Genomic DNA, 17447 nt, shown 5'->3' with positions numbered 1-17447 from the left:
CCTCTAGTCATAGTCGCATTTGGGGATAGATGCAACGACCGTGCACGAGTTAGTCGTGATAGGGCGCGTGGATCTCCACGGACACGAACTGATGCTTCGCACCGATGGCCTGCTGGGCCACGATCACCCCGCCCGGATCCAGGAAGGGATCCTGGGCCGGCAGCACCGCGGCGACCTTCGCCGAAACCCGGGAGCGCAAGACCTCGATGATCAGCGGGAGCACCGGGCGGTGGGTGCAGATCACCTGCGAACGCGACTTGGCCACGAGCTTCTCGATGGCGCGTTGGGCCTTGTGCGGCTTGCGCTTGGCCTCATGCTCGGTGATGGAGCGGATGGTTTTCAGCTTCAGCGAATGCTGGACCAGGTACGGGGTCACCGTTTGCACGCAGCGCGTCCACGGCGAGGACGCCACATTTCCCGGTTGCCAGGCGTCGAGCATGCGCGCCACCGCTTGGGCCTGCCGGCGGCCGGTGGCCGCCAGCGGGCGTTCGCCCTCGGCGCGTGTCCACTTGCCGCGCGGCTTGGCCTTGGCGTGGCGCAGGATGATGAAGGCCAGGCTCTCCAGACGCTGCTTCTGGTGGGCCTTGCGCAGATCCTCGAGCGGGGCCAGATCCGAGGGGTTGGTCAGCAGGGCCGCGGCCTCGGCCGCCGTCACCCAGCGCAGCTCATCGCATTCGACGCCGTCGGGCACCGCTTGCAGCGCGGGGTCCACCTTGGCCGCCCAGTAGTAGACGACCTTGGTTTTGCCCTTGACCGAATAGGCGGTGGCCGCCAGCGGGATGCCGAGGCTCAGGCGCAGGCCGACCTCTTCGCGCAGCTCGCGGATGGCGCATTCGGGGATCGATTCGCCGGAGTCGAGCTTGCCCTTGGGCCAGGACCAATCGTCATAGCGCGGACGGTGGATCAGCAGCACGTGCAGCTCGCCGCCGCGCAGCTGCCAGGGGATCGCCCCGGCGGCGACCACGTCGAATTCGCCCAGGCGGATCTCTTCGGCATCGCTGGAGCGCTGCAGTTCGCACAGCTGCAGGCGTGAATGCTGGGACTGGGTGGCGGTCACTAGCTGTGCAATCCGCTCTGCCGGCGCCGGGTGTGCTCTTCGGTGAGCCAGAACTGGATATCGGTGAGCGCCTTGCCCTCGGCATCCTGGTGGTGGCGGGTCCACGCGCCATCGGAGCCCAGATGCCAGCCCATGGTCGAATCGTCCATATAGCGCCCCAGCAGGTCGGTCATGGAGTCGATGTCCTCCTGATTGCGCAGCGAAACCAGGGCTTCCACGCGGCGGTCCAGGTTCCGGTGCATCATATCGGCGCTGCCGATGTAGACCAGCGGGTCCCCGGCATTGCCGAAGAGGAACACGCGGCTGTGCTCCAGGAAGCGGCCGAGGATGGAGCGGACGCGGATGTTCTCGCTCAGGCCCGGCAGCTGCGGGCGCAGCGCGCAAATGCCGCGCACGATCACATCCACCTTCACTCCGGCCTGGCTGGCCCGGTACAGGGCATCGATAATGGCCTCGTCGACCATCGAGTTCACCTTGATGCACACGTAGGCCGCGACCCCGTTTTGCGCGTTGGCGATTTCCTTCTCGATCAGCTCCAGCAGCCCGGTGCGCACCGTGCGCGGGGCCACCAGCAGCCGGTGGTAGGTGGAGCGCGGCGCGTAGCCCGAGAGCTGGTTGAACAGCCGGGAAACATCTTCACCAACGGCTTCGTCGCAGGTCAGCAGCCCGAAGTCTTCATAGTAACGGGCGGTGCGCGGGTGGTAGTTGCCGGTGCCGATATGGCAGTAGCGGCGCAGCTTGTCCCCTTCCTTGCGCACCACCAGGGAGAGCTTCGAATGGGTTTTCAGGCCCACGATGCCGTAGACCACGTGCACCCCGGCCTGCTCCAGCTTGCGCGCCCAGGTGATATTCGCCTGCTCGTCGAAGCGCGCCTTGATCTCCACCAGCGCGAGGACCTGCTTGCCGGCCTCGGCCGCGTCGATCAGCGCGTCGACGATCGGGGAGTCGCCACTGGTGCGGTACAGGGTCTGCTTGATGGCCATGACCTTCGGGTCCGCGGCCGCCTGCTCCAGGAACGCCTGCACGGAGGTGGAGAAGGAATCGTAGGGGTGATGCAGCAGGATGTCGCGCCGGCGCACCGCGCCGAAGACATTCGCGGCCTTCGCGGTCTCCGATTCATTCAGGAACCGGGAGGTGTGGCCCACATGCTTGGTGTAGTGCAGTTCGGCGCGGTCCAGCGCGGCGATCACGCCCAGCCCGCGCAGATCCAGCGGGGCGGGCAGCCGGAAGACCTCGTCTTCCTCGATATTCAGCTCGCGCACCAGCAGCTCGAGCACCTGCGGGTCAATATCGTCGGCGACCTCCAGGCGCACCGGCGGGCCGAAGCGGCGGCGCAGCAATTCCTTCTCCAGGGCCTGGAGCAGGTTCTCCGCGTCGTCCTCCTCGACCTCGAGATCCTCATTGCGGGTGACGCGGAAGAAGTGGTGCTCGACGATTTCCATGCCCGGGAACAACAGGTCCAGGTGCACGGCGATCAGCGCCTCGAGCGGGATGAACCGGGCGGTGCGCTGCGAGGAGTGCGCCGCCTTGGCGCCGTCGATGCCGACCAGCCGGGCGATGGTATCGGGCACCTTGAGCCGGGCGAAGAGCTCCTTGCCGGTCAGCGGGTTGCGGACCACCACCGCGAGGTTCAGGGACAGCCCGGAGATGTAGGGGAAGGGATGCGCCGGGTCGACCGCCAGCGGGGTGAGCACCGGGAACACTTGGGAAACGAACCAGGCGGAGAGGTGCTGGCGCTCGGCGTCGCCGAGCTCATCCCAGCGGGTGATCCGGATGCCTTCCTCCGCGAGGGCCGGACGGACCTGCTCGGAGAAGACCAGGGCATGCCGGGTCTGCAGTTCGTGGGCGGAATTGAGCAGCAGTTCGAGCTGATCGACCGGGTTCATCCCGTTGGCTGCGGGCACGGCCAGGCCGGTGGCGATGCGGCGCTTGAGTCCGGCCACGCGCACCATGAAGAACTCGTCGAGGTTCGAACCGAAAATTGAGAGGAAGTTCACCCGCTCCAGCAGCGGGAGCTCCTTGTCCTCGGCGAGTTCCAGCACGCGAGCGTTGAAGTGCAGCCAGGACAACTCCCGATCCAGGAATCGTTCGTTGTTGAATCCACCCTCGGGATGCCGGGCCGGCGATTTGATGGCCGGCTCGATGCGGTCTTCGTTCATCTTCGACGCCGGCACATCACGTAACTGTGAGGCCGGCTGCTTCGGGGTGGTAGTCATCTACTGAACTCGCTTCTTTCTGCAAGTGGAAACCTAGTTGCACCTCATTGCGCTGGCCAGAGGCTCTGCTCTGCCCGGTACCCTACGATTCTATCGGCTGCGGGCCGTACATGATGTCGGTGTCCCAGAGTGTGAAGCCCAGCGAACGGTAGAGGCTGACCGCCGCTTGGTTCTCGGCGTCAACGTAAAGCAGGACGGCGCCCACTCCCATCTCCAGCAGGTAGTTCACCCCGAGGGCGGTGAGCACTCGGCCCAAGCCCAGGCCCTGGGCTTCGGGGACCACGCCGACCACATAGACCTCGCCCAGCGGGCGGACCGAATCCCCGGTGGCCGGGTGGATCTTGGTCCAGTGGAAGGCGATGACCTGCTCCGCGGCGTCGAAAGCCAAGAAGAAGCCCGCAGGATCAAACCAGGATTCGGCCATGCGCGAGTCCAAATCCGCCAGCGTGAGCGAACCCTGTTCCGGATGGTCCGCGAATGCCGCCGCGTTGGCGGCCAACCAGGCCGGCTCGTCCTCGCCCACCCGGAAGGTGCGCACGTTGCTGCCGCGGTCCAGCTGCGGAATCTCCAAGGACTCGGGGCTTTCGCGGCGCAGCTTATGCAGCTCGCGCACGGTGGCCAGGCCGATGACCTCGGCCAGCTTCTTCGCCGCGGGATGCCCGCCGTGCGCCCAGGCCTGAATGCGGCTCAGCTCCAGCTCTTCGCCAAGGCGCTGCACGAGGGCCGAGGCGATGCCTTGCTGGCGATGCTGCGGGTGCACCACGAGTTCGACCACCCAGGAATCGGCCTGCGGATCGCGCACCGCGGCCACCACGCCGACCAGCGTGGACTCTCTTGGGTCCGCCTGCTGCTCGGCGCGCAGCGAGAAGACCTTCTCCGAGAATTCCTCGGAGCCAAGGGCGACCAGGGTCTGGTCGCTCAGCGGCGGGTTGCCGTCGTGCTCCTGAGCTGCGGCGGCGAGCTCGCGTACCTCAGCAAGTTCGCGTTCTTCCAGCTCACCTTGTGTTTTCTCGATGGACAAAGTAGTTTGTGGCAGTTCGCTCATACCTTCACCTTAGCCGGTGATTCCGTGCAGCTACCAGTGGCGGAAGAAACTTAAACTTCGGTGTAGAAACGGTAGCCGACATTTCGCACGGTGCCGATCAGCTGTTCATGGTCGGTGCCGAGTTTGGCGCGCAAGCGACGCACGTGAACGTCGACGGTGCGCGTACCGCCGTAGTAGTCGTAGCCCCAGACTTCGTGGAGCAGCTGCTCACGGGTGAAGACGCGTCCGGGGAACTGCGAGAGGTACTTGAGCAGCTCGAATTCCTTGTAGGTCAGATCCAGCATGCGGCGATCGATCCGCGCGGTGTAGCTCAGCTCATCGATGGTCAGCCCGGAGGTGTTCTCCTGGACCACCACCTCCGGTGCGGCCGAAAGGATCAGCCGGATCCGGGCCTCGAGTTCACCCGGGACCGCGGTGGGCAAAATGAAGTCGGAGGCATGCCAAGCGGAATTCAAAACGCCCAGGCCGCCCTCGCCAATGACCAGCAGCAACGGTAAATTGACGGTAGAGTGGATGGTTTGCGCTAGGGCTCGCGCGGCAATCAGCTCGGTGCGCGCGTCGAGAATGACCGCTTCGGCCTCGCCGATTTGGCTCAGCGCCTCGGTGTTGGCCGGCAAGCAGCGGTTCTCGTGGAGCAGCAGTTCCAGTGCCGGAAGCACCTCGGCACCGGTGCTTGCATTATTACTCAGGAGCAGTAGGTGCGCCATGATGGAGTTCCTCCTGCCAGTGGTGTGCGAAAAAATCGTTTTTACGTGTCACAGTATAGAGAAAGAATCACTCAAAGTGCGCATGTGAACGAGCAAGTGCCCGGACTATTACCGATGGGAAATTTAGTTTGCGAATCAAGGTATTGATTAGTGGGCTGCTCGCCGCGGTCCTGTTGGCTGGCGCCGCCAGCCTCAGTTCGCTGAACTTTGCGATGGCGGCGGTCGCCGTGGTGCTGCAGCTAGTTTTTGCCTATACCTGGCCGCGGATGACGCGTTCGGAGACTCCCTGGACGATCAGCATCATCCTCGCGATTGCCGCCCTGGCCTCCACCGCGGCGACGCTCTTCATGCCAGGGGCCACGCAGACCTCGCATAGCGTTGAGGTCATTGCCGCCGGGGTGCTGATGATTTTCATTACGCAGGTCATGCGCGGTTCCACCGCCGATGGGCGGCTGGCCGGGGTGGTTTCGGGGATCACCGGTTTGGCCATCGTGGCGCAAGGCTCGGGATGGGCCGCCATGGGCCTTGGCGAGGGCGCACTGGGGATCACCGCATTCACCCTCATCGCGCTCGTTGGCGCCGGGGCGATCGCCATTACCCGGTTGCCGGACCGGATTACCTTCGTGCTTGCCCCCTTGATCGGCGGGGCGCTCGGGGCGGCGGCCAGCGCGTTGACCTTCGGCCCCACCTGGTACCAGGCGCTGGCCATTGGGGTGCTGGCGGGACTGCTGGTGGGCAGCCTGCGGGCGTTGGCGTTGTCCACCCGCAGCATCCGCACGCTATCCGGTGTGCTCGCCCTGGCTAGCGGGATCCTGATCCTGGCCGGAGCGATGAGCTGGTACGTGATGGCCCTGCTGAGCTAATCACGAAATGTGATGCCTGCTTCGTCACGAGTGTCGGAAATACCGAAGTGCTCGGGCTAAGATGTAGGCATGAATGAAAATTACCTTGCACTCGAAATTTTCTTCCTCGCCTTGCTGACCATTGCAGGTCTGGGCATGGCCGGATTCGCCGGACTTGTAGTAAAGCGTCTCTTCAAGGGGCAGAAGTAGAAGCAGCGCACACAAAAACGTGTGCGCTGTTTCCATTTAACCGGGCAACTTAGGAGCAGCTAGTCAATGGCTTTTGACATTCCCACGGACCTCATGCCGGAACTCGTACCCTTCTCGTGGCTCATCGGCAGCTGGGAAGGAAGCGGGCGTCTGGGCGAGGGGGAGGATGCGGACCCGCATTTTTGGCAGCAGGTCACCTTCCGTGAGGTAGGCACCCCGTATCTGGAATACCGCAGCGAAGCATGGCTTACCGAAGCCGATGGCACCAAGCTGCGGATCCTGGCCGTAGAAAGTGGTTTCTGGTCGCTGGATCGCGAGCAGCAGGACGCAGACGCGGGGCCAGGAATGACCCCGGGAGAGATCATCCCGGCCTTGCGCTCGGCCGACGACGTGCAGCAGCTGCACACCGCAGAGGGCTTCAAAATTCAGGCGCAGATCATGCAGCCTGGCGGGATCAGCGAACTCTACTACGGGCTGATCGACGGTCCGCGGGTGCAGCTGGCCACTGAAGCATTGCTGCGCAGCAAGAATGCCAAGCAGTACGCCTCCTCGACCCGGATGTACGGGCTTGTCGGCGGAGATCTATTTTGGCGTTGGGACGTGTCCTTGGGCAATCAAGACCTCAAGGCTCATGCCTCAGCCGCGCTGAAACGTGTTACTACAGAGGCGATGGATTCCTGACATGAGCGAAAATCAATATCGTTCGGTGCTGCTGGATCGTGCGGCAGCTATCGAGGCATCCGGGGCAGATGCCGGTGTGGCAGCGCATTATGGCGCGCCCACCCGCGAGGCCCGCAAGCTTTTCCAAGGCCAGGCGATTGCCGACCTGAGCCACCTTGACGTGCTGGAACTGCGTGGCGAGGACCGGCAGAGTTGGTTGAACACGCTCAGCAGCCAGTCGATCACCGGGCTGAAGCCGGGGGCCTCCAGCCAGGCGCTGCTGCTTTCGGTTCAGGGGCGAATCGAGCACGAGATGAAGGTGCTCATCGACACCGATCGGGTGCTGCTGATCGTCGAGCAGGGCCGCGCCGAGCCGCTGCGGGAATTCCTCGAATCGATGCGGTTCATGCTGCGGGTGGAACTGAAAAACCTTTCGAGCACCCACGGCGTGCTCGGTGCGGTGCGCGAGATTCCCAGCTGCAATGAGCTGGTGTGGCGCAATCCGTGGCCGCAGGTCAGCACCGGGGGATGGGCCTACTCGCGCGAGGACCACCCGGGTCTGGAGCGGCCGTGGTTCTTGCATGTTGTTGAACTTGAGCGCTTGGAAGAAGCCGTCGGCGAGGAAGAACTTGCCGGGAGTATGGCGGTGGAGTCCCTGCGCATCGCCGCCTGGGAGCCGCGCTTCGGTTTTGAGAATGATGACAAGACCATCCCGCATGAACTGGATTGGCTGCGCACCGCCGTGCACATGGACAAAGGCTGCTACAAGGGGCAGGAAACCGTGGCCCGGGTGCACAACATCGGCCACCCGCCGCGCCGCCTGGTATTCCTCGACCTCGACGGGTCGATGCACACCTTGCCGGCCGCCGGTTCGGAGATCAAGCTCGGTGAGCGCACCGTGGGCAAGCTGACCTCGGCCTCCCTGCACTTTGAAGCCGGACCGATTGCGTTGGGCGTGATCAAACGCAATGTGGACCCAGAGGCGGTGCTGAGCGTCGTGGACGGCGAGAGCGTCTACCCGGCCTCGCAGGAGGTCATCGTGGCCACGGACGCCGGACAGACCGCGGGCCGGTTCACTGGTTTCCTGCGGACCCCGCCCCCGGCCTGAGCAGCAAAACGCAACAGCGGTCCGGTACCTCCCGCGGGAGGTACCGGACCGCTGTTGTTTTGCCGGTGCGGAATTTAGCCGAAGAGGATCCGGGCCTCGTTGTAGCGGTCCATCGGAACCCGCTTGAGGTTGTTCAGCGCCGCGCGCAGCGGGACGCGGTTGACCTTGGTGCCGTGGATCGCGACCATGGTGCCCCAGGCCGCATCGGCCACCGAATTCACCGCGGCCATGCCAAGCCGCGTTGCCAGCACGCGGTCAAATGCGGTGGGCACTCCGCCGCGCTGGATGTGGCCCAGCACGGTGGCTCGGGTTTCGAGGCCGGTTTGCTCCTCGATCAGCGGGGCGAGCATTTCGCTGATTCCACCGAGCCGCGCCCGGCCGAAGGTATCCACCCCGCGCACCGAGAAGGCCTCGTCCAGGCCCTCGGGGACGAACCCCTCGGAGACCACGACCAGGGGTGCACGGCCGCGTTCGTGGGCTTCGCGCACCCACTGGTAGATCTCTTCCATGGTGGTGGACACCTCGGGGATGAGGATCGCATGGGCGCCGGAGGCCATGCCGGCGTGCATGGCGATCCAGCCGACGTGCCGGCCCATGACCTCGGCGATCATGCAGCGATGGTGCGAGTCCCCGGTAGTGCGCAGCCGGTCGATGGCCTCCACGGCGATCTGGTTTGCGGTGTCGAAACCGAAGGTGTAGTCGGTGGCGTCCAGGTCGTTGTCGATGGTCTTCGGGACGCCAACCACCGGCAGCCCTGCCTCGCACAGGCGCTGCGCGCCGGCGAGGGTCCCCTCGCCGCCGATCGCGATCAAGGCGTCGACATTATTCTGCTTCAGCGTGGCGGCGATATTCTCGGCTCCGCCGTTTTCTCCCTCGAACGCGTTGGTGCGCGAGGTGCCCAGAATGGTTCCGCCCTGTTTGGCGATACCGCGCACGGCGGTACGGGGAAGCTCGAAGAAGTCGCCTTCCTTGACCCCCTTCCAGCCGTCGCGGAAGCCGACAAATTCGTAGTCATAGCTTTTGATGCCATTGAGCACCGCACCGCGGATCACCGCGTTCAGTCCCGGGCAGTCGCCTCCCGAAGTCATGATTCCAATGCGCATTTACCCTCACTTAGTAAGTAGGGAAGACTTCGGATACACGGCGGGTTCCTTGCTGAATGCTGCTGCGGAGCGGGCCGGGTATCCGAGGAAAACCCTTCGGACTTCATTCGATTCCGCGCACCATTGAGCATCGAGTTCTCTAAGATTCTACGTGGTTAAAACCACAAGAGCGAGTTGTTTGCCACTTGGGGTAGCGAACAACCCGCTCTGTTTCGGAGATATTCCGGGGGGTTAGAACTTGCGCAGCAGTTTCTGCAGCACGATGCTGTCATCCTGGGCCGGAATCAGCAGCCAGGCCACGATGTACGCGCCGATGCCGATGACCGGCAGGAGGAAGGAGAGCAGCAGCCCGATGCGGACCAAGGTGACATCCCAGCCGAACTTATCCGCGATGCCGCCGGCAATTCCGGCAACCATGCGCGAGGGGCCGCGGCGCAGTGGGATCGAACGGATCTGATTGAAGAAGGTATCCATGAGTGCTCCTAAAAATGGTGGGTGCTAGTCGTTGTGGGAAGGTAGTTCGGTGTTCTTGCCGCTGGCCTTGCGTGCCGAGGAGATGCCCGCGAAGATCATCCCCACCCCGGCCAGGGCAACCAGCGCGATGAAGAACAAGGGGGTGTCGAAGTGCCAGTCGAAGAGGGTCCGGCTGAGCGTGGCAAGCGCGACCACGACCAGGATCAGGCCAAACACCAAGGTGCCGGCAGGAAATTTTGCTCCAGTTTGCTGATCAGAATTCATGCTGTCCGCTCCTTAGAACGTTGGGTTGTAGGTGTTGGTTCCGTCGCTTGAGTACTCCGGATCGTACCCGGAGAATACCCCATTGATCACTACCGTCAGCGTGGGTGCATCTGCGTCGAAGCCGCCCGCCGGCTGCGAGTTGTTTTCGTTCAGCGAGGAGAGGAACAGCCCGTCGGCCTGGATCTGCACCGGAATGTTCGAGGGCAGTTCGAGATCTACCTTGGAGAAGACCGATGAGACCTCCACCGTCGTCGGCTCGGTGATGGTGGATAGGTGGCGCAGGTCCACCGTTGTTTTGCTGAACACCGAGCTGTACTGGTTTGAATCCGTGGCCACACCGACCGTTTCGCCCTGCGTGCCGCGCAAATCGTTGCCGCCGAAGATCACCGTGAGTACCAGCAATGGAATGGCCAGTCCGAGCAGCCCGCCGCTGGTGCGGTGCGCGAGGGAGGCGAAGACCAGCGCCAAGCCGACCACGAACAAGCCGATGGCAAAGGCCGCGCCCCAGCCATTGCCCGGCAGCGCGATCGCCCCGAGATAATCCGCGGCGAGCACCAAGGACACCACCAGGATCGTGAGGCCCACGATGATGGTGGCAACCCAGCCGGGAACCGGGGGAGCATTGCGCAGCCTATTATTCGTCCTGGGCAAATGCGGATCCCGCCCGTGGTCCTGCGGGATATGGCCGAAGCCGCGAGGTTCGGGGTCCATGGAGTCCTCCTCGGAGTCTGCGTTGCTCTGGTTGGTGTGCGAGTGCGTGGTTTCTGGAGTGCGCAGCGGCTTCGTCGCCGCCGGGAACTGATCGGGATCAACGGGTGCCTGCGTGCTGAAGGACTGGGCACGCTGCGCGCGCCAAGGCTTTTCAACGTCCGTGCCGGGTGCCGGATCGCTGGACGTTGGCGTGCGGCGGGGTTTGGAGGTGCCGGCAAACTTGGTGTCGCGTCGGCTGAAGATCACGAAGAGAATTCCGGCGACCACCAGCAGCGGCCACAGGATCGGGGCCACGGTGCTCAGCAGCCAGGGGGCGAGGAAGAAGCCGATGAGCAAAAATACCAGGGCCCCGGTGAGCGCGCTGGTCCAGTCCTTGCCGTGCACCGCCCGCTCCAAGGGGATCGTGCCCTTGGGGCCGGGCAAGAGCCCCCAAGCCAGCCCGTAAACCAGGAAGCCGGTTCCGCCGAGCAAACTCAACGCGACGAATACCCCGCGCACCAGCACCACATCGATGCTGAACCGCTGTGCGATGCCCGCCGCAACACCGCCCAGCCACTGGGAGTCTTGCCGTTCGATGCCAATTTTGCGTAATTGGTCGAAAACGTTGCTGCGCGGAGAGTTCTCGTTGTCCATGTTTAAATCATCTCCGGTGTGCGTGCTTAGCGCTATGAGGGGCTACCCTGATTCTTCCCTAGGGGCCGCCCTGACTTCCGGCATCGACCCGGTTTTCTGCCCGGGAACGTGCTTGACTTGTCAGTATGGAACGAACCGAGCAGCGAAATCAGATCGTACGCAGTGAGTCCCGGCTGATCGCCGGGGTGTGCGGCGGCCTCGCTGTGCACCTTGGCATACCGGTGAACTACCTGCGTATCGGGTTCTTGGGACTTACCGCCCTGGGCGGGGCCGGCGTATTGCTCTATGCCTGGCTGTGGGTGTTCACCCCCAGCGCCGAAGAATCCAAGGCCGGAGCGCTGCGCTCCCGGGGTACCGGGCCGCGCACGCTCGCGGAGGAAATGGGCCGGGTGCAGCAGGGAATATTTTCCCCGCGCGAGATGAGCGAAAAGCTATCCTCCTGGCGCGAAACCCTCATCGGAGCCGCCTTGCTGCTGGTGGCGCTGCTGGCGCTGGGGCAGTGGCTCGGGCTGAATATCCGCTGGGATCTGATTTGGCCCAGCTTAGGCATCATCGCCGGCGTGCTGCTCGCCTGGCTGCAGGTCGATGGGCAGCACCTCGACGGTGACCGCAAGGCCAAGGCGCTCGTCTTCGGGCGGTTGATTCTGGGCCTGCTGCTCGCCATCGGCGGGCTGCTGGCGATTCTCAGCGGGAGCGTGAGCACCTCCGATCTGCTCGGCGGGATGTGGGCGGCGCTGGCGATCATCACCGGCGCGGTGGTGGTGCTGCTGCCCTGGGGTGCCAGGTTGTGGCGCGACTACCTTTCGGAGAGAAGCAATCGGCAGGCCGCCGCGCAGCGCGCAGACTTTGCCGCGCATCTGCACGACTCGGTGCTGCAGACGCTGGCCGTGATCCAAAAACGCAGTGATGACCCGGCAGCGGTGCGAACCCTGGCGCGCGTGCAGGAACGCGAACTGCGTGCCTGGCTCTATGAGACCGAAGAGCTCGATGAGAAAGACGTGGTCGTGGAAATCCAGGCCGAGGCCGACAATGTAGAGAAATTGATGCTGCGGGATGTCGATGTGATTACCGTCGGAAATGCCAGGGGTTTCGACGGACAGCAGTCGCTCGTGGCGGCGAGCCGGGAAGCGATGATGAATGCCGCAAAACATGCCGAGGGAAGAATCTCGGTGTTTGTCGAATGCAGCGAGCTGCTCATCGAGGTGTTCATCCGGGATCGCGGAAGGGGATTCGACGTAGACGGCATCGACAGGGACCGGTATGGGGTGCGCGAATCGATTATCGGACGGATGCAGCGGGCCGGCGGGCAGGCAGCTATTCGCAGCGGCGAGACGGGCACCGAAGTAGAGTTGAAAATGCCAAGGAACAGCAGTCAGGAAGATACGGAATCATGAGTAGCGAACAGCAGAACTTCACGGTGGTGTTGGTAGACGACCATGGAATCTTCCGCTCCGGGCTCCGCGCGGATCTCGGTGAGGACCTGCGCATTGTCGGTGAGGCGGGGTCCGTTGAACAGGCTATCGAAGTCATCGAAAGCCAGCGGCCGGACGTGGTCCTGCTCGACGTGCACCTGCCCGGCGGACGCGGCGGCGGGGGCGCGGAGGTCTTGCGCGGTTGCGCGCACCTGTTGGGAACCACCAAGTTCCTGGCGCTGAGCGTTTCGGATTCGGCGCAGGACGTGGTCACGGTGATTCGGGCCGGGGCCCGGGGCTACGTGACCAAGAGCATTTCCGGAGCCGAAATCTCGGACGCGGTGCGCCGGGTGGCCGGGGGAGATGCGGTGTTCTCGCCACGGCTGGCGGGCTTTGTGCTGGACGCATTCGGCGGTGCAAAAGTGGCCGAATCGACCGGCATCGACGAGGAACTGGATCTGCTCTCGGACCGGGAACTGCAGGTGATGCGCCTGATCGCCCGCGGCTACAGCTACAAGGAGGTGGCCAAGGAGCTGTTCATCTCGGTGAAAACCGTGGAATCGCATGTCTCAAACGTGCTGCGCAAATTGCAGCTCTCGAATCGCCATGAACTCACGCGCTGGGCGGTGGACCGGAAGATCCTCTAGGCGTTAACGAGTGCGGGCCCGATCCGGTGGATCGGGCCCGCAATGTCCGGATGCCGCTCTACTCGGCTTCGCCCAGCAACCGGGCCATCCGCGAGACGCCCTCGGCCAGGTCTGCATCGCCCAGCGCATAGGACATGCGGATATAGCCCGAGGGGCCAAAGGCTTCGCCCGGTACAACCGCGACTTCCGCCTGCTCCAGGATGAACGCGGCCAGCTCGGCGCTGGTGTTGTTCACAACGCCGCGGATCTTCTTGCCCAGCAGCCCGCGCACGTCCGAGTAGGCGTAGAAGGCACCCTCAGGCATCGGGCAGTGCAACCCGTCGATGGCGTTCAAGCCCTCGACGATGGCCAGCCGGCGGCGGTTGAAGGCGACCTTCATCTCCTCGACGGCATCCAAGGGGCCGGCCACGGCGGCCAAGGCGGCACGCTGGGACACATTGGCCACATTCGAGGTCGCATGGGACTGCAGGTTGGTGGCAGCCTTGATGACGTCCAGTGGGCCGGCCATCCAGCCCACACGCCAACCGGTCATGGCGTAGGTCTTGGCCACGCCGTTGAGGATGACCACCCGATCTTCGAGCTCCGGAACCAGCGTCGCAATGGAGCTGAACGAGGCGTCCCCATAGGTCAGGTGTTCATAGATCTCATCGGTGACTACCCACAAGCCCTTTTCGGCCGCCCAGCGGCCGATTTCCCTGATCTGCTCTGCCGTATAAACCGCGCCGGTGGGGTTTGAGGGGGAAACGAAGAGCAAGACCTTGGTACGCTCGGTCAGCACGGACTCAAGCTGCTCGACGGTGACCTTATAGCCCTGCTCGGGGCCGGCGAAGACGGATACGGGCACCCCGCCCGCCAGCTGCACCGACTCCGGGTAGGTGGTCCAGTAAGGAGCCGGAATGATGACTTCGTCTCCCGGGTCAAGCAGTGCGGCAAAGGTGTTGTAGACCGCCTGCTTGCCGCCGTTGGTCACCAGCACCTGCGCGCCAGCCAGCTCGTATCCGGAGTGGCGCAGCGTCTTTTCGGCAATCGCTTCGCGCAGTTCAGGCAGGCCCGCCGCGGGGGAGTACCGGTGGTTCTTCGGATCCTGGGCGGCCTTGACCGCTGCCTCGACGATGTAATCCGGTGTTGGGAAGTCCGGCTCGCCGGCGCCGAAGCCGATGACTGGACGACCGGCGGCCTTGAGCGCTTTCGCCTTGGCATCAACCGCTAGCGTTGCGGACTCGGAAATGGCGCCGATGCGGCGTGAAATTCTAGACATAGAAAATGCATCCTGACGGTTACGTAAGCTGCTGTTAGCTCCAATCCTAGTTCCCAGTATTTGCCGATGCTCAGTGAAATTGAAAAATGACACCAAGTGGTCACTAACCGGTGGTCAGAATGCGGTGTGCGACACACAGGGTGCAGTCAGTTCGACATTTGCTAGTTCGTTGCGTAAAGTTATTTCTCGTTGCTGAGACATCGCAACCGACATGGAAAAGTCCTGATCGGCTAACATGTTCTCAGTAAGAGCGGTAGCTCAAAGGGTAGTGGCGCAATTGGTAGCGCAGCGGTCTCCAAAACCGCAGGTTGCAGGTTCGAGTCCTGTCTGCCCTGCGCAGTAGCGATGGTAATAATCGCACAGCGAATCTCAAATCACGGTGTGTTGTGGTCGGTCAGGCTGCGGCGCACCGTGATTGTTTCAACTGGCCAAAAAAATTGAAACGAGGATCAGGTTGAGCGAATCAGCTGCCGTAAACTCCGGAAATGGTGAGAAGGCAAAGAAGGGCTTCTTCGGACGCATCTTCCTATTCCTGCGCCAGGTAATTTCAGAACTGAAGAAGGTCGTTACCCCAACGCGTAGCGAGCTCATCAATTACACGCTGGTTGTAATCGGTTTTGTTTGCGTCGTTATGCTGATCGTTACGATCCTTGACTTCGTACTGGGCCAAGGCTCGATCCTCCTGTTCACCAATCAGCCAGAACAGTAATTTATTTGCCGCGGCGGTATAATCGCCCGCAGGTAGTAGATGTCATTCAGTCAAAGAAAGCAGGAGCTGCAGTGTCCGACAAGGAACTCGAACCGCAGATTAATGACGAGGTCGAAAACGAGTTCGTTGAAGCTGATGGCGCGCAGGTAGAAACCGCCGCCGAGGTTGCAACCGACGAGACCGAAGCTCCAGCCGTTGTTGCTGAAGAAGCCGTTCAGGGCGAAGCCGACGAAGATGAAGCTGCTGAAGCAGACGTTCAAGATGTAGCCGACGAAGACGAAGCCGCTGAAGACGTCGAGGATGAAGCCGACGAGGACGAAACCGCTGAAGCAGACGACGTCGATGTTGTCGCCGCGCTCAAGGAAGAATTCCGCTCGAAGCTGCGTCGCCAGCCGGGTGACTGGTTCGTCATTCACACCTACGCAGGTTACGAAAACCGCGTGAAGCTGAACCTCGAGACTCGTATCCAGACCCAGGACATGGACGATTTCATCTATGAAATCCAGGTTCCGATGGAAGAGGTCGTTGAGGTCAAGAACACTCAGCGCAAGATCGTTCGCCGTGTGCGCATCCCGGGCTACGTCCTGGTTCGCATGGAACTGACCGACGCTTCTTGGGGTGTCGTTCGACACACGCCAGGTGTCACCGGATTCGTTGGAAACGCCCATGATCCCAACCCGCTGAACCTCGACGAAGTGTTCTCCATGCTGGAGCACACCGTGGTGGATCCGGTCGAGCAGCCATCGGCTTCCAAGCCGGGACGCTCGCCAATCACCGAAGTCACCGTCGATTTCGAAGTTGGCGAATCGGTTACCGTCAACGATGGTCCGTTCGAGACCATGCCGGCGACGATCTCGGAAATCAAGCTGGAATCGGCACAGCTGGTAGTCCTCGTTTCGATCTTCGAACGCGAGACCCCAGTGACCTTGAACTTCAACCAGGTCACCAAGATCCAGTAGTATTAAGTCTTCGTGCCCCATTCCGTTTGCTTTACGGGGTGAGGGCACGTCCGGCTGTCGCGCCACGACGGCCACAACCCGCAGCACGCTCCTGTGTTGTGGGAACTGCAAGAGTATAAGGACCCGACATGGCCCCAAAGAAAAAGGTCACCGGACTCATCAAGCTGCAGATCCAGGCAGGCGCCGCTAACCCGGCTCCGCCAATTGGTCCTGCACTTGGCCAGCACGGCGTCAACATCATGGAATTCTGCAAGGCTTACAACGCAGCGACCGAGTCGCAGCGCGGTAACGTTGTACCAGTTGAAATCACCGTGTATGAAGACCGTTCATTCACCTTCATCACCAAGACCCCTCCAGCAGCAGAGCTGATCAAGAAGGCTGCTGGCGTTGCCAAGGGTTCAGCTACCCCGCACACCGTCAAGGTTGCCAAGCTGTCCCAGGCTCAGGTTGAAGAAATCGCCACCACCAAGATGGCTGACCTCAACGCCAACGACTTGGCTGCCGCCTCGTTGATCATCGCCGGTACCGCCCGTTCCATGGGCATCACCGTCGAAGGCTAATTTTTAGCTTTTCGTAGTTCACTTCGGTGACTGCAACAAAGAATTTAATCTAAGGCGAGCAGGGAACACCCTGTCCGCCCGTGGCAGGACCGGGCGCGGTCCATATGACCACGACTGCATAAGGAGATAACGCAGATGGCAAAGCGCAGCAAAGCATACGTAGCCGCCGCGGCCAAGATCGTGGCTGACAAGTTCTACGATCCAACCGAGGCAATTGTCCTGGCTAAGGAAATCGCAGGCGAAAAGACTAACTCCACCGTTGAGGTAGCTTTCCGTTTGAGCGTTGACCCACGCAAGGCTGACCAGATGGTTCGCGGTACCGTGAACCTTCCACACGGCACCGGTAAGACCGCCCGCGTGGTTGTCTTCGCCAATGGCGACAAGGCCGAAGCTGCAATCGCAGCCGGCGCCGACTTCGTCGGCTCGGACGACCTGATCGAAAAGATCCAGGGCGGCTGGACCGACTTCGACTCGGCCGTAGCAACCCCAGACCTCATGGGTAAGGTTGGCCGCTTGGGTAAGATCTTGGGTCCTCGTAACCTGATGCCAAACCCTAAGACCGGCACCGTGACCATGGATGTCGCCAAGGCTGTTAATGACATCAAGGGTGGCAAGATCGACTTCCGCGTCGACAAGCACGCCAACCTTCACTTCATCATCGGCAAGGCTTCGTTCGAAGCCAAGCAGCTGACCGAGAACTACGCAGCAGCTTTGGAAGAAGTGCTTCGCTTGAAGCCTTCCTCCTCGAAGGGCCGCTACATCTCGAAGGCAACCGTTTCGACCACCTTCGGTCCAGGTATCCCTGTTGATTCGAACGTAACTCGCGTCGAGGCCTAAAGCCCAACGAGCGCTAAAACCGCGGGACAGACCAG

Annotated in this window: 18 protein-coding genes and 1 tRNA gene; 10 read left to right on the top strand and 9 right to left on the bottom strand. The window is 62.4% G+C overall.

Features of this window, described 5'->3' with window-relative positions; all coding sequences use genetic code 11:
* Nucleotides 1-49: 49 nt before the first annotated feature.
* The 4 genes from CIK76_RS04160 to CIK76_RS04145 all read right to left on the bottom strand — a co-directional run bounded on the left by CIK76_RS04160 (nucleotide 50) and on the right by CIK76_RS04145 (nucleotide 5025).
* On the bottom strand, nucleotides 50-1057 hold the full coding sequence (locus tag CIK76_RS04160; protein ID WP_096283747.1) for an NUDIX hydrolase: 1008 nt from the start codon (nucleotides 1055-1057) through the stop codon (nucleotides 50-52).
* On the bottom strand, nucleotides 1057-3273 hold the full coding sequence (locus CIK76_RS04155; RefSeq protein WP_096283745.1) for an RNA degradosome polyphosphate kinase: 2217 nt from the start codon (nucleotides 3271-3273) through the stop codon (nucleotides 1057-1059). Before CIK76_RS04155 ends, CIK76_RS04160 begins: the two co-directional genes overlap by 1 nt.
* 82 nt (nucleotides 3274-3355) lie before the next feature.
* The gene (gene mshD / locus CIK76_RS04150) at nucleotides 3356-4318 is read right to left on the bottom strand and encodes a mycothiol synthase (RefSeq protein WP_096283743.1); all 963 of its coding nucleotides are present in this window, start codon (nucleotides 4316-4318) and stop codon (nucleotides 3356-3358) included.
* Nucleotides 4319-4368: 50 nt separating this feature from the next.
* Nucleotides 4369-5025 carry a response regulator transcription factor gene (locus tag CIK76_RS04145; RefSeq protein WP_096283741.1) on the bottom strand — a complete coding sequence of 219 codons (657 nt, stop codon included), beginning with the start codon at nucleotides 5023-5025 and terminating at the stop codon, nucleotides 4369-4371.
* Between the two features lie 128 nt (nucleotides 5026-5153).
* Between CIK76_RS04145 and CIK76_RS04140 the strand changes: the two genes are divergently transcribed.
* The 3 genes from CIK76_RS04140 to CIK76_RS04130 all read left to right on the top strand — a co-directional run bounded on the left by CIK76_RS04140 (nucleotide 5154) and on the right by CIK76_RS04130 (nucleotide 7845).
* Complete coding sequence (locus CIK76_RS04140) at nucleotides 5154-5888, top strand: hypothetical protein (RefSeq protein ID WP_096283739.1); 735 nt, start codon at nucleotides 5154-5156, stop codon at nucleotides 5886-5888.
* A 255-nt stretch (nucleotides 5889-6143) separates the two neighbouring features.
* The gene (locus CIK76_RS04135) at nucleotides 6144-6758 is read left to right on the top strand and encodes an FABP family protein (protein WP_096283736.1); all 615 of its coding nucleotides are present in this window, start codon (nucleotides 6144-6146) and stop codon (nucleotides 6756-6758) included.
* A gap of 1 nt (nucleotide 6759) precedes the next feature.
* The gene (locus CIK76_RS04130) at nucleotides 6760-7845 is read left to right on the top strand and encodes a folate-binding protein YgfZ (RefSeq protein ID WP_176484080.1); all 1086 of its coding nucleotides are present in this window, start codon (nucleotides 6760-6762) and stop codon (nucleotides 7843-7845) included.
* Between the two features lie 74 nt (nucleotides 7846-7919).
* Here the strand turns inward: CIK76_RS04130 and CIK76_RS04125 are convergent, their stop codons facing one another.
* The 4 genes from CIK76_RS04125 to CIK76_RS04110 all read right to left on the bottom strand — a co-directional run bounded on the left by CIK76_RS04125 (nucleotide 7920) and on the right by CIK76_RS04110 (nucleotide 11030).
* Nucleotides 7920-8948: an ATP-dependent 6-phosphofructokinase gene (locus tag CIK76_RS04125; protein ID WP_096283734.1), complete on the bottom strand. Its 1029-nt coding sequence runs from the start codon at nucleotides 8946-8948 to the stop codon at nucleotides 7920-7922.
* Between the two features lie 231 nt (nucleotides 8949-9179).
* Complete coding sequence (locus CIK76_RS04120) at nucleotides 9180-9422, bottom strand: PspC domain-containing protein (protein ID WP_096283732.1); 243 nt, start codon at nucleotides 9420-9422, stop codon at nucleotides 9180-9182.
* A gap of 24 nt (nucleotides 9423-9446) precedes the next feature.
* On the bottom strand, nucleotides 9447-9686 hold the full coding sequence (locus tag CIK76_RS04115; protein WP_096283730.1) for a hypothetical protein: 240 nt from the start codon (nucleotides 9684-9686) through the stop codon (nucleotides 9447-9449).
* A gap of 12 nt (nucleotides 9687-9698) precedes the next feature.
* Nucleotides 9699-11030: a PspC domain-containing protein gene (locus tag CIK76_RS04110; protein WP_096283728.1), complete on the bottom strand. Its 1332-nt coding sequence runs from the start codon at nucleotides 11028-11030 to the stop codon at nucleotides 9699-9701.
* A gap of 125 nt (nucleotides 11031-11155) precedes the next feature.
* Between CIK76_RS04110 and CIK76_RS04105 the strand changes: the two genes are divergently transcribed.
* Together CIK76_RS04105 and CIK76_RS04100 are read left to right on the top strand one after the other, a co-directional pair.
* Nucleotides 11156-12424: an ATP-binding protein gene (locus CIK76_RS04105; protein ID WP_096283726.1), complete on the top strand. Its 1269-nt coding sequence runs from the start codon at nucleotides 11156-11158 to the stop codon at nucleotides 12422-12424.
* Nucleotides 12421-13089: a response regulator transcription factor gene (locus tag CIK76_RS04100; RefSeq protein ID WP_096283724.1), complete on the top strand. Its 669-nt coding sequence runs from the start codon at nucleotides 12421-12423 to the stop codon at nucleotides 13087-13089. The genes CIK76_RS04105 and CIK76_RS04100 overlap by 4 nt, the downstream gene beginning before the upstream one ends.
* 58 nt (nucleotides 13090-13147) lie before the next feature.
* On the opposite strand, the gene CIK76_RS04095 is transcribed toward CIK76_RS04100, so the two are convergent.
* The gene (locus CIK76_RS04095; RefSeq protein WP_096283722.1) at nucleotides 13148-14347 is read right to left on the bottom strand and encodes a pyridoxal phosphate-dependent aminotransferase; all 1200 of its coding nucleotides are present in this window, start codon (nucleotides 14345-14347) and stop codon (nucleotides 13148-13150) included.
* Nucleotides 14348-14609: 262 nt separating this feature from the next.
* Between CIK76_RS04095 and CIK76_RS04090 the strand changes: the two genes are divergently transcribed.
* From CIK76_RS04090 to rplA, 5 genes are all read left to right on the top strand, one after another.
* A tRNA-Trp gene (locus tag CIK76_RS04090) sits at nucleotides 14610-14682 on the top strand.
* A 119-nt stretch (nucleotides 14683-14801) separates the two neighbouring features.
* Nucleotides 14802-15056 carry a preprotein translocase subunit SecE gene (gene secE / locus CIK76_RS04085; protein ID WP_096283720.1) on the top strand — a complete coding sequence of 85 codons (255 nt, stop codon included), beginning with the start codon at nucleotides 14802-14804 and terminating at the stop codon, nucleotides 15054-15056.
* A 71-nt stretch (nucleotides 15057-15127) separates the two neighbouring features.
* On the top strand, nucleotides 15128-16015 hold the full coding sequence (nusG, locus tag CIK76_RS04080; protein WP_096283718.1) for a transcription termination/antitermination protein NusG: 888 nt from the start codon (nucleotides 15128-15130) through the stop codon (nucleotides 16013-16015).
* 128 nt (nucleotides 16016-16143) lie between these two features.
* A complete protein-coding gene (gene rplK, locus CIK76_RS04075) occupies nucleotides 16144-16575 on the top strand; it encodes a 50S ribosomal protein L11 (protein WP_096283716.1) in 432 nt (143 codons plus the stop codon).
* Between the two features lie 135 nt (nucleotides 16576-16710).
* The gene (gene rplA, locus CIK76_RS04070) at nucleotides 16711-17412 is read left to right on the top strand and encodes a 50S ribosomal protein L1 (RefSeq protein ID WP_096283714.1); all 702 of its coding nucleotides are present in this window, start codon (nucleotides 16711-16713) and stop codon (nucleotides 17410-17412) included.
* Nucleotides 17413-17447 lie beyond the last annotated feature (35 nt).

This window comes from Glutamicibacter sp. BW80 (assembly GCF_002332385.1).
GTDB lineage: Bacteria > Actinomycetota > Actinomycetes > Actinomycetales > Micrococcaceae > Glutamicibacter.
The sequence above is the reverse complement of the archived record's forward strand: the minus strand, read 5'-3'. Positions and strand labels throughout refer to the sequence as shown.

What these genes read in the sequence shown, in the direction of transcription:
- CIK76_RS04120 (WP_096283732.1), bottom strand. Translation starts at nt 9,422, where the DNA reads ATGGATACCTTCTTCAATCAGATCCGTTCGATCCCACTGCGCCGCGGC.
- CIK76_RS04100 (WP_096283724.1), top strand. Translation starts at nt 12,421, where the DNA reads ATGAGTAGCGAACAGCAGAACTTCACGGTGGTGTTGGTAGACGACCAT.
- rplK (WP_096283716.1), top strand. Translation starts at nt 16,144, where the DNA reads ATGGCCCCAAAGAAAAAGGTCACCGGACTCATCAAGCTGCAGATCCAG.
- CIK76_RS04125 (WP_096283734.1), bottom strand. Translation starts at nt 8,948, where the DNA reads ATGCGCATTGGAATCATGACTTCGGGAGGCGACTGCCCGGGACTGAAC.
- rplA (WP_096283714.1), top strand. Translation starts at nt 16,711, where the DNA reads ATGGCAAAGCGCAGCAAAGCATACGTAGCCGCCGCGGCCAAGATCGTG.
- CIK76_RS04130 (WP_176484080.1), top strand. Translation starts at nt 6,760, where the DNA reads ATGAGCGAAAATCAATATCGTTCGGTGCTGCTGGATCGTGCGGCAGCT.
- CIK76_RS04135 (WP_096283736.1), top strand. Translation starts at nt 6,144, where the DNA reads ATGGCTTTTGACATTCCCACGGACCTCATGCCGGAACTCGTACCCTTC.
- CIK76_RS04110 (WP_096283728.1), bottom strand. Translation starts at nt 11,030, where the DNA reads ATGGACAACGAGAACTCTCCGCGCAGCAACGTTTTCGACCAATTACGC.
- CIK76_RS04105 (WP_096283726.1), top strand. Translation starts at nt 11,156, where the DNA reads ATGGAACGAACCGAGCAGCGAAATCAGATCGTACGCAGTGAGTCCCGG.
- CIK76_RS04145 (WP_096283741.1), bottom strand. Translation starts at nt 5,025, where the DNA reads ATGGCGCACCTACTGCTCCTGAGTAATAATGCAAGCACCGGTGCCGAG.
- mshD (WP_096283743.1), bottom strand. Translation starts at nt 4,318, where the DNA reads ATGAGCGAACTGCCACAAACTACTTTGTCCATCGAGAAAACACAAGGT.
- CIK76_RS04095 (WP_096283722.1), bottom strand. Translation starts at nt 14,347, where the DNA reads ATGTCTAGAATTTCACGCCGCATCGGCGCCATTTCCGAGTCCGCAACG.
- CIK76_RS04155 (WP_096283745.1), bottom strand. Translation starts at nt 3,273, where the DNA reads ATGACTACCACCCCGAAGCAGCCGGCCTCACAGTTACGTGATGTGCCG.
- CIK76_RS04115 (WP_096283730.1), bottom strand. Translation starts at nt 9,686, where the DNA reads ATGAATTCTGATCAGCAAACTGGAGCAAAATTTCCTGCCGGCACCTTG.